Source organism: Paracoccus sp. N5, from assembly GCF_000371965.1.
Classification (GTDB): domain Bacteria; phylum Pseudomonadota; class Alphaproteobacteria; order Rhodobacterales; family Rhodobacteraceae; genus Paracoccus.
In genome coordinates this window covers 482,606-493,051 of the sequence record NZ_AQUO01000002.1, presented here as the reverse complement: position 1 = coordinate 493,051, position 10,446 = coordinate 482,606, and the positions used below count along the sequence as shown (strand labels likewise).

Sequence of the window (10,446 nt, the reverse complement as noted above, 5' to 3'; positions counted from 1 at the left end):
CCGGATGCTGCGGCATCGCCCAAGTCGTCCGGCACCGGAAGAAGCCCGTGGACCCGCGCAAGAGACCGGCCCATGCTGACAGGCCGCGCCTCAGGCGCGATCGCGGCGGCGGGTCGCGCGGTTCTCGCGCCGCCGGCGCGGGCTGTCCCCGGGCGCGGCGTCGCCGGGATGGCCGCGCGGTGGCAAGGCCATCTCGCGCGCCAGGTGCGGAAAGGCGTCGACCTTGTGCGGCAGGCCCATGGCGTCCACGAAAAACTGCTGGAAATGCGGCTCGAGCGCAGTCTCGATCTTCTCGATGCGCTGCACCGTCCGCTCGATCTCGCGCCGGTGGCCGCGGTTCAGCAGCGCCATCATCGCGCCGGTTCCGGCGGCATTGCCGACCGCCCGGACCTCGGCCAGGTCGCAATCCGGGATCAGGCCCAGCACCATGGCATATTTCGGGTCGATGAACGAGCCGAAGGCCCCGGCCAGCCGGATCGTGTCCACCGCCGCCACGCCCTGCTTTTCCATCAGCAGCCGGATGCCGGCGTAAAGCGCGGCCTTGGCCAGCTGGACCGCGCGCACGTCGTTCTGCGTGACGGCGATGCGCGGCTGGCCGTCGTGCAGCAGATAGGAGAAGGTGCGCCCGTTCGGAACGATCCGCGGGCTGCGCGCCGCCTGCGCACCGCCGATGACGCCCTCCGCCGACAGGATGCCCGAGAGATACATCTCGGCCACGACCTCGATGATGGCCGAGCCGCAGAGGCCGGTGACGCCCAGCCGGGCCGCATCCGCGGCAAAGCCCGGCGCATCCGACCACAGATCCGAGCCGATGATGCGAAAGCGCGGCTCCAGCGTGTCGGGGTCGATGCGCACCCGCTCGATCGCGCCGGGGGCGGCGCGCTGGCCGCAGGAGATCTCGGCGCCCTCGAAGGCCGGGCCGGTGGGCGAGGAGGCCGCGACGATGCGGGCGGCATTGCCCAGCACGATCTCGGCATTGGTGCCGATGTCGACCAGCAGCATCATGCGGTCCTGCCGGTGCGGGCCTTCGGCCAGCGTGGCCCCGGCAGCATCCGCCCCGACATGCCCGGCGATGCAGGGCAGCAGATAGGCGCGCGCCCCGGCATTGGCGGAAAGCCCCAGCTCGGCCATGGTGGTCTGCACCGCGCCCGACACGGCCAGGGCAAAGGGCGCCTGGCCCAGCTCGGTCGGGTCGATGCCCAGGAACAGGTGGTGCATGATCGGATTGGCGACGAAGACCGCATCCAGGATATTGTCCGAATCGACGCCGCCCTCGGCGCAGACCTTGGCGATCAACCCGTTCAGCGCCTCACGCACGGCTTGCGTCATCGCTTCGCGCCCGTCGGGGTTCATCATCACATAGGACACCCGGCTCATCAGGTCCTCGCCGAAGCGGATCTGCGGGTTCGGGGCACCGGCCGAGGCCAGCACCCGACCCGAGAGCAGCGACACCAGATGCAGCGCGATGGTGGTCGAGCCGATGTCGCAGGCGATGCCATAGGCCTGGTTGTGCAGGCCGGGCCAGAGCGCGAGGATTTCCGGGCGCGCGTCCTCGTCCCGATGCACGGCGACGGTGACGCCCCAGCCTTCCCGGCGCAGGGTCTTCTGCAAGCCGGGCAGCAGCCGCAGCGGCACCACCGGGTCGCGGATGCCCCAGTCCCGCGCCAGCACCGCCTTGAGCCGGTCGAGATCGCCCAGCGGCTGGTGCATGTCGGGCTGGTCCACCTCGACATGGCACAGCCGGATCGCCGGGTCGCGCGCGATGACGCGGTCGCCGGCGGGTTTGCGCACCAGCGGCGCGTTGACCACCGTATCCTGCGGCACGTCCACCACCAGGTCGCCCAGCACGGTGGCCGAGCAGGCCAGGCGCCGCCCCGTGGGCAGGCCGCGCAGGCGGTCATAGCGTTCCTCCTTGGCCCCTCGGGCCGAGACGTGGTCGCAGGACGAGATGATGCCGAACTTGGCGAATCTGCCCTCCTGCACCGCGACCTGGCAGCGGCCGCAGCTGGCGCGGCCGCCGCAGACGCTTTCGACATGCACGCCAAGCTGGCGCGCGGCGTCCAGCAGGCTGGTCCCGACCGGAAAGCGCCCGCGCTTGCCCGAGGGCATGAACAGGACCAGCGGGTCTTTCGGGCCGGTCGCCATGGCGTCAGGCGGGCGCGCCAAGCCGGGCCGCCCGGCCGCCGCGCCGGCGCGCGCCGGCTGCCGCGCCGTCCAGCGGCAGCGCGGCGGGCGCGGCATGTTCGCCGGGGCGGAAATCCTTGTAGGTGCGGATCCAGTTGCCGCAGTCCTTGTCGACGCCGGCCAGCACATTGGCGGCGCGCACGGCTTCCATCTCCTGCGGGCGGCAGGGGTTCATGATGGCGCTGGTCATGCCGGCGCCGATGACCATGGGAATGAAGCCTGCATTGATGCCGTGACGATGCGGCAGGCCGAAGGAGATGTTCGAGAGGCCGCAGGTCGTGTTCACCTTCAGCTCCTCGCGCAGCCGGCGCAGCAGGGCAAAGACCTGCAGCCCGGCGTCCCCCAGCGCGCCGATCGGCATCACCAGCGGATCGACCACCACGTCCTCGGGTCGGATGCCGTGGTCCATGGCGCGCTGGACGATCTTCCTCGCGACCTCGAAGCGCACGTCGGGGTCCATGGAAATCCCGGTCTCGTCGTTCGAGATCGCGACCACGGGCACGTCGTATTTGCGCGCCAGCGGCAGGATCGCCTCCAGCTTGTCCTCCTCGCCGGTGACCGAGTTGATGAGGGGGCGGCCGCGCGCGACCTTCAGCCCGGCCTCGATGGCGGCGGTGACTGAGGAATCGATGGCCAGCGGGATGTCCACCAGCTCCTGCACGATCTGCAGCGTCTGCACCATCAGCCCCGGCTCGGTGGCGTTGGGATCGACGGCGGTCACGCCCGCGTTGATGTCCAGCATGGTCGCGCCCGCGGCCACCTGCTCCAGCGCATCCCGGCGCACGGTGGCGAAATTGCCCTCGACCATCTCGGCCGCCAGCTTCTTGCGGCCGGTGGGGTTGATGCGCTCGCCGATGACGCAGAAGGGCTGGTCGAAGCCGATGGCGATTTCCCGGGTCGCCGAGGCGACGATGGTGCGGGTCATGGGTGTTTCCTTTCGGAATGGATGGTTGTGTCAGGGTATGGCGGGATGCGGTGCCGCCTGCGCATCCGTCAGGATCTGCTGCGGCGTCTCGGCGCGGTCGTCGTGCAGGATGTGGTCCAGTCGGCCGGCGACCAAGGCGTCGTCGGCCCTGGGCTCGGAGCGCCAGGGGCGCCGGCCCTTCAGCACGCCCGAATCGTGGACGATCTCGGCCACGTATTCCTCTTGCCGATAGGCCATGACATGGATGCCGGCGACGCCCGCGATCTCCTTCACCTCGTCGATGATGTCGATGCAGAGCCGCTTGCCCTCGCGCTTCCGGTCGGCGGCGCCTTCCAGCCGCGCGATCACCGCGTCGGGAATATGCACACCCGGCACATTGGCCCGCATCCAGCGCGCGGTCCGGGCCGAGGTCAGCGGCCCGACGCCGCACAGGATGAAGCATTGCTCGTGCAGGCCCAGGTCGCGGACCCGGGCCATGTAGTCGCGAAACATCGGCACGTCGAAGCAATACTGGCTTTGCACGAATTGCGCCCCGGCGGCGATCTTCTTGGCCAGCCGCAGCGGCCGGAAGTCGCAGGGCGGCGCGAAGGGGTTGATCGCCGCGCCCAGGAACATCGCGGGCGGCGTGGTCAGCTTGCGGCCGGACAGGAGCCGGCCCTGGTCGCGCATGGTGCGGATCGTTTCCATCAGCGACATGCAGTCCAGATCGAACACCGGCTTCGCGCCCGGCTGGTCGCCCGCCTGCACGCCGTCGCCGGTCAGGCACAGCACGTTCTGCACCCCCATGGCGGCGGCACCCAGCACGTCGCCCTGGATGGCGATGCGGTTCCGGTCGCGGCACGAGATCTGGTAGATCGGCGCATAGCCCATGCGGGTCAGTAGCGCGCAGATCCCGACCGAGGACATATGGCAATTCGCCCCCGAGGCATCGACGGCATTGATCCCGTCCACCCAGCCGTCGAAGACGGCGGCGCGGTCGTAGACATCCTGCGGATCGGCGCTGTCGGGCGGGTTCAGCTCGGTGGTGACGGCGAATTCGCCGCGCCGCAGCACCCGCTCCAGCCGCCCGCGCGAGGCATGGCCGGGCAGCGGCTCCAGCGGCAGATGCGCGCCGGCGGGGTTCTCGTCATGGTGCGGGCTCATGCGGCACCCTCCCGGCGGTCGCGCTCGGCGGCGGCCTGGGCGGTCACGCGCAGCCAGGACGAGGAGCCGGCCAGCGTCCGGTCCAGCGGCTTCTGCACCGTCATGATGGCGTCGCCCTGCACCATGCGACGCGAGCCCTCCCAGGCCTTGACCCAGACGCAGGGCATGTCGGGCCTGACCTCGCAATGCCCGTTGGCGCGCACGCCGCCGCAGGGACCGTTGCGCAGCTGCTTGGGGCAGTTCATCGGGCAGGACATGCCGGTCGAGGACAGCACGCATTGCCCGCACATCCGGCAGTCGAACATGAAGCCCTTGACCTGCCGCTCGACGAAACGCACCGGCCTTTCGACCCGGCCATAGCCCAGCGCCGCCCACAGCGGATGCAACAGCAGGACGGTTCGGGCGAAGCGGCGATAGAACCATTCGAGGCCGCGGGCATGGCGCACCGACCACAGCCTGACCGCATAGCCGCGCCCGGGCCGCGCGCCTTGCGCCGGCCGCCCGGGCCTCGGCGCCTGTGGCACGCGGCCCTGGCCGGCCGCCGGGATCATTGCACGATGGGTCTGGTCGGACATGCTCTTTCCTGCCTGGGTCAAGGAACACCTGCGGGTTCCGCGCGAAAGCCTGGGCGCCGCGGCCGCCTTGCCGGGCGGCCTTGGCATCGTCCTGGGAGTGGATCTCCCCTTCCTTGGGGGCGAGCATCGCCGAAATGGCATCTGCCCCGCTATCCGCGCCGCGACGGCGGCAGCTTCAAAAGCGACGCTTCATCCCCCGCGGCGCAGTGCCGCAGCTTGCAGCGCCGGGGCCAGATCGCCATAGCGCGTCAGCCGGCTTTCATAGGCCAAGCCCAGCATGGCGGCGGCATCGCGCGCCACCTGCTCCAGCGCCGGATCCTCGGTCTGCGCCAGATAGACGACCTTGCGGTAATTGCCGAAGAAGTCCCGCGCCAGCTCCGGGTGCCGGTCCAACCCCAGCGGCCGCACGAAGAAGGCGTCGAACTGGCGGCAGAGGAAGTCGGTCATGTAGAAGGCGGTCACATCGGCATCCGCCACCGCGGCGAAGGCTGCTGCGCCCTGGTAGACGGCAAAGCAATGCGGCCCCGCCAGCCGGGCCACGCCCTGCCGCGCCAGCACCTTGTCGAGCATGCCGCCGCTGCCGCAATCGGCATAGCCGACGAAGATATGGCAATAGCCCTCGGCCCGCGCGGCAACGATCGCCGCATCCACGGCGGCCGCAATGCGCTGGGGGTGGAAATGCAGCTCGGCCGGCAGGCACTTCAGCACCAGATGCTCCAGGCCCATCTGCTGCCGGATCGCGAGGATCTCGCACGCCAGCATGCCGCAGGCGATGACCAGCACCTTGTCCGGCGCCGGCGGCGGACCCTCCGCCCGGACCGCGGCCCGGGCCGGCAGGGGCGCCGTCGCGGCCCGACGGACCTTCGGCCTTGCCGCGCGGCCGCGCCCTGCCTGTTCCATGTCCCCTCCCTGCCCTCCTTGCGTCCCGCTTCAGGCCGCGCGGCTGTTGTGCTTGCGCGTCATGAAGTCCTTGGCCATCTCGACGGTGATGGCGGCGTCGCGGCAATAGGCGTCGGCGCCCACGGCCTTGCCGAAATCCTCGTTCAGCGGCGCGCCGCCGACCAGCACGGTCAGCCGGTCGCGGATGCCTTTTTCCTCCAGGGCGTCGATCACCACCTTCATATAGGGCATGGTCGTGGTCAGCAGCGCCGACATGCCCAGGATGTCGGGCTGGTGCTCTTCGATGGCGGCCAGATAGCTTTCCACCGGATTGTTGATGCCGATGTCCACGACGTCGAAGCCGGCACCCTCCATCATCATGCCGACCAGGTTCTTGCCGATGTCGTGGATGTCGCCCTTGACGGTGCCGATCAGCAGCTTGCCCTGCTTGGGCGCATCTGTCGCGGCCAAAAGCGGGCGCAGGATGGTCATGCCCGCCTTCATGGCATTGGCCGACAAGAGCACCTCCGGCACGAACAGGATGCCGTCGCGGAAATCCTCGCCGACGATGCGCATGCCCTCGACCAGGGCCTTGGTCAGCACGTCATAGGGCGTCCAGCCGCGCTCCAGCAGGATGGTGGTGCCTTCCTCGATCTCTTCCTTCAGGCCGTCATAGAGGTCGTCGTGCATCTGCTGCACCAGGTCGTCGTCGGGCAGGTCGGCAACGCTGATGTCGTCGTCGGACATGGCTGGACTCCAGAAGGTTGCAAGGGGCGCCTGTTTCCGCATCCGGCCAGCGCGCCGACTGGTGATGCGCCCGGTATAGCGCAGCGCCCCGCCGCCCCACTGTCCGGATTGCGACAGCCGCTGCCGCAGCCAGGCCGGTCCGCGCGCCGGGCCTGGCTACAATCCACAGCCAGCACGGCGCTGTGGCCGTGGGGGGAGACGGGAATCACTGCATGACGGATAGCGTGACGACGGCAGAGGACACCGGCAGCAGGCGCGGCCGGGGCGAGCGCGGGGCCTCGGCCCGGCGCGCGGCACGGGCCGGGGGCGGACCGGGCGCGCAACTGACCTATATCAGGCGCCAGGTGCCCTCTTACGAGGTGCTGAACGAGGAAGGCCTGGCCCTGATCGAGGCCAATGCCGACACGGTGCTGGAGGAGATCGGCATCGAATTCCGCGACGACGCCGAGGCGCTTGCGATGTGGAGGGCGGCGGGCGCCGATGTGCGCGGCCAGCGCGTCCACTTTCCGAAAGGGCTGCCGCGGGCGCTGCTGAAGACCGCGCCTTCGGTCTTTACCCAGCATGCGAGGAACCCCGCGCGCTCGGTGCAGATCGGCGGCGATGCGACGGTCTTCGCCCCGGTCTATGGCCCGCCCTTCGTGCGCGACCTGGACGGCAACCGGCGCTATGCCACGCTGGAGGATTTCCGGAATTTCGTGAAGCTGGCCTATCTGGCGCCCTCGATGCACCATTCCGGCGGCACGGTCTGCGAGCCGGTGGACGTGCCGGTGAACAAGCGCCACCTGGACATGCTGCTGGCGCATATGACGCTGTCGGACAAGCCCTTCATGGGCTCGGTCACCGCGCCCGAGCGGGCCGAGGACACCGTCGCCATGGCCAGGCTGCTGTTCGGCGAAGGTTTCGTCGACCAGAACACCGTGACCGTCAGCCTGATCAACGCGAACTCGCCCATGGTCTTCGACGACACCATGCTGGGCGCGGCCAAGGTCTATGCCCGGGCCAACCAGGCCTGCATCGTCACGCCCTTCATCCTGGCCGGCGCCATGAGCCCGGTGACGGTGGCGGGCACGCTGACGCAGGTGCTGGCCGAGGTGCTGGCGGGCGCCGCCTTCACCCAGCTGGTGCGGCCCGGCGCGCCGGTGCTGTTCGGCACCTTCGCCTCGTCGATCTCGATGCAGTCGGGGGCGCCCACCTTCGGCACGCCGGAACCCGCGCTGGTGTCCTATGGCGCGGCGCAGCTGGCGCGGCGGCTGGGCCTGCCGTTCCGCACCGGCGGCTCGCTTTGCGCGGCGAAGATCCCGGATGCGCAGGCGGCCTATGAAAGCGCCAATACGCTGAACTCGACCCTGCTCTGCGGCGCGAATTTCGTGCTGCACGCGGCCGGCTGGCTCGAAGGCGGGCTGTCCGCCTGCTACGAGAAGTTCATCATGGACGTGGACCAGCTGGGCGTCGCGCAGAAGCTGGCCCAGGGCGTCGACCTGTCGGAAAACGGCCAGGCGCTGGATGCGATCCGCGAGGTGGGCCCCGGCAGCCACTACCTGGGTTGCGCCCATACCCAGGCGAATTTCCAGACCGCCTTCTATCGCTCGATCGTGGCCGACAACAACTCGTTCGAGCAATGGCAGGCCGAGGGCGAGAAGACCGCCCCGCAGCGCGCGGGCGCGATCGCGCGGCGCTGGCTGGACAGCCACGAGGCCCCGCCGCTGGACCCCGGCATTCGCGACAGCCTGGACGATTACGTGGCGCGCAAGAAAGCCTCGATGCCGGATGCCTTCACATGAAAGCCGCCGGCCTCGATACGCGACAGGGTCGCGGAGCTGATGCATAACGAGGTCTGGCGCAACCAGGTCCGCCCGCGCGATGGCGGCTGACCGGCCCGCACGCGCGGCCGCCGCGCTGGCCCCCAGCGGCCTGGTGCTGCGCGGCGGCCTGAACTTCGAACCGGGGGAGCCGCGGCCCCCCGGCCCCGGCGGCGCCCCGGCGGCGGCGGTGCTGCTGGTCGGGAATGCGGGCGCGGGCTACTGGCCGGTGTTCAGGCAATGGCTGGACCGCCAGGCGGTGCCACCCGCAAACCCGCTGGACCGCTGGTCGCGCGCGGTGATCGCGCAGGCGGCGGCGCTGGTCGGCGCCCGGGTGGTGATGCCCGGCGACCGGCCCTTTGCCCCGTTCCAGCAATGGGCCATGCGGGCCGGCGGGCTGAGGCCCTCGCCGCTGGGGTTGCTGATGCACCCGCGCTTCGGCCTGTGGCACGCCTATCGCGGGGCGCTGCTGTTCGACGCCCCGCTGCCCGGCACGGCGCTGCGCGGGCTGGACGGGTCCGGCGGCCATCCCTGCGATTCCTGTGCCGCAAAGCCCTGCCTGCGCGCCTGCCCGGTTGCAGCCCATTCGGCCGCCGGCTTTGCCGCCGCGGCCTGCATCGCCCATGCCCGCGGCCCGCGCGGCGGCGCCTGCGCCCGGCAATGCCGCGCGCGCGACGCCTGCCCGCACGGCCGCGCATGGCGCTATCCGGCCGAGGTCCTGGCCTTTCACCAGCGCGCCTTCACCGGCGCATGAAGCCGGGCCGGGTCAGGGCAGGACCAGCGCCTTGCGTTCGCCCCGCTCCTCATGCGGGGAAAGCGCATAGAGCTCACGGTAGCATTTCGCGAAATGCGAGGCCGAGACGAAGCCGCAGGCCACCGCTACCTCGATCACCGGCAGCGAGGATTGCATCAGCAGGTGCCGGGCGCGGTCCAGCCGAATCTCGAGGTAATAGCGTGCCGGAGAGCGGCCCATCTCCTTGTCGAACAGCCGCTCGATCTGGCGGCGCGACAGGCCGACATGGGCGGCCAGCCCGGCCAGCGACAGCGGCTCGGCCAAGTTCGCCTCCATCAGCTCGATGACGCTCAGCACCTTGGGGTTCTGCACGCCCAGCCGCGCCCGCAGCGGCAGGCGCTGGCGGTCGCCCGGGCTGCGGATGCGGTCGGTCAGCAGTTGCTCGCAGACCCGGCTCAGCAGCGCCTCGTCGAAATCCTCGCCGATCAGGTGCAGCATCATGTCGAGCGCCGCCGTGCCGCCCGCGCAGGTGTAGATGGTGCCGTCCACCTCGAACAGGTCGGCATAGGCATCGGCCGCGGGGAAGGTCTCGGAAAAGCCCGCGAGGTTTTCCCAGTGCAGCGCGCAGCGCCGGCCGGCGAGCAGCCCGGCGCGGGCCAGCACATAGGCCCCGGTGCACAACCCGCCGATGGCGATCTTGCGGCTGTTCACCTCGCGCAGCAGGGTCAGGACCGGCTTCGGCTGATAGCTCTCGATCCCCAGGCCAGAGCAGACGATCACCATGGACGGACGGTCCGGCCCCGCCAGTTTGCGCCTTTCATCCTCGATCGAGGTATCCACATGGCATTCGACCCCGTTCGAGGCCTGCACCGGCCGACCATCGAGGCTGGCCAGCCGCCAGCGATAGGCATCGTAGCCCAGCATGCGATTGGCTGCACGCAATGGTTCAAGCGCGCTGGCGAAGGCCATCATGGTGAATTCCGGCACCATGAAGAAAACGATCGAACGCTTGACAGCGCCGACTTGTGACAACTGTGGTGTTCCCCCCGAACAGGCCGCCTGCATCGGATGCCGCGGCCGTTCCAGCTTGGCGGAAAGGCCGGTCCGGTCAATAGCGCGCCAAGCCGCGCCGCTGCGGCATGATGCCGCCGGGGGCGTCGGCTCGCAGACCGATGGCCGCCGCAAAAGCCTTTGTTCGACCCGCGGTCATCTCCGCAGCGGGAACAGAGGTTGCGGGATTTGACAGAGGCGAGGATGAGCAACCTTTCCGGTTGACCGAAAGGAGCGCCTGCGCCCCTTCTCTTCCAGGAACCATGGCAAACCGCCTGTCATGCGCCCCAAGCGTCAATCGCAAGGGATTGTGGCGCGGCTCGGGAGCATGGCCCGCCGAAGCGATGGATGGGCATGCCTGCCCGGATAATGGCGGGGCTGCACGCAAGCCTCTGATCACTCACTTTTCAA

At 70.0% G+C, this 10,446-nt stretch carries 9 protein-coding genes; 2 read left to right on the top strand and 7 right to left on the bottom strand.

Going from position 1 to position 10,446, the window contains the following annotated elements; translation table 11 throughout:
* Window positions 1-90 precede the first annotated feature (90 nt).
* From PARN5_RS0116815 to PARN5_RS0116790, 6 genes are all read right to left on the bottom strand, one after another.
* Window positions 91-2,166, bottom strand: coding sequence for an ASKHA domain-containing protein (locus PARN5_RS0116815; protein WP_232419440.1), 2,076 nt, complete (start codon window positions 2,164-2,166; stop codon window positions 91-93).
* Window positions 2,150-3,109 (bottom strand): methyltetrahydrofolate cobalamin methyltransferase, encoded by a 960-nt coding sequence (locus tag PARN5_RS0116810; RefSeq protein WP_018000938.1) that lies wholly within the window; start codon window positions 3,107-3,109, stop codon window positions 2,150-2,152. The genes PARN5_RS0116815 and PARN5_RS0116810 overlap by 17 nt, the downstream gene beginning before the upstream one ends.
* Before the next feature lie 30 nt (window positions 3,110-3,139).
* A complete protein-coding gene (locus PARN5_RS0116805; protein ID WP_018000937.1) occupies window positions 3,140-4,252 on the bottom strand; it encodes a methylenetetrahydrofolate reductase in 1,113 nt (370 codons plus the stop codon).
* Window positions 4,249-4,827 (bottom strand): methylenetetrahydrofolate reductase C-terminal domain-containing protein, encoded by a 579-nt coding sequence (locus PARN5_RS0116800; RefSeq protein WP_157404068.1) that lies wholly within the window; start codon window positions 4,825-4,827, stop codon window positions 4,249-4,251. The genes PARN5_RS0116805 and PARN5_RS0116800 overlap by 4 nt, the downstream gene beginning before the upstream one ends.
* A 189-nt stretch (window positions 4,828-5,016) precedes the next feature.
* Window positions 5,017-5,727, bottom strand: coding sequence for a DUF1638 domain-containing protein (locus PARN5_RS0116795; protein ID WP_018000935.1), 711 nt, complete (start codon window positions 5,725-5,727; stop codon window positions 5,017-5,019).
* A 30-nt stretch (window positions 5,728-5,757) separates the two neighbouring features.
* The gene (locus tag PARN5_RS0116790; protein WP_018000934.1) at window positions 5,758-6,453 is read right to left on the bottom strand and encodes a cobalamin-binding protein; all 696 of its coding nucleotides are present in this window, start codon (window positions 6,451-6,453) and stop codon (window positions 5,758-5,760) included.
* A gap of 212 nt (window positions 6,454-6,665) precedes the next feature.
* Between PARN5_RS0116790 and PARN5_RS0116785 the strand changes: the two genes are divergently transcribed.
* Window positions 6,666-8,234 (top strand): trimethylamine methyltransferase family protein, encoded by a 1,569-nt coding sequence (locus tag PARN5_RS0116785; protein ID WP_018000933.1) that lies wholly within the window; start codon window positions 6,666-6,668, stop codon window positions 8,232-8,234.
* Window positions 8,235-8,313: 79 nt separating this feature from the next.
* A complete protein-coding gene (locus tag PARN5_RS0116780) occupies window positions 8,314-9,006 on the top strand; it encodes a hypothetical protein (protein ID WP_018000932.1) in 693 nt (230 codons plus the stop codon).
* A gap of 12 nt (window positions 9,007-9,018) precedes the next feature.
* Here the strand turns inward: PARN5_RS0116780 and PARN5_RS0116775 are convergent, their stop codons facing one another.
* Window positions 9,019-9,975: a GlxA family transcriptional regulator gene (locus PARN5_RS0116775; protein ID WP_346420789.1), complete on the bottom strand. Its 957-nt coding sequence runs from the start codon at window positions 9,973-9,975 to the stop codon at window positions 9,019-9,021.
* Window positions 9,976-10,446 lie beyond the last annotated feature (471 nt).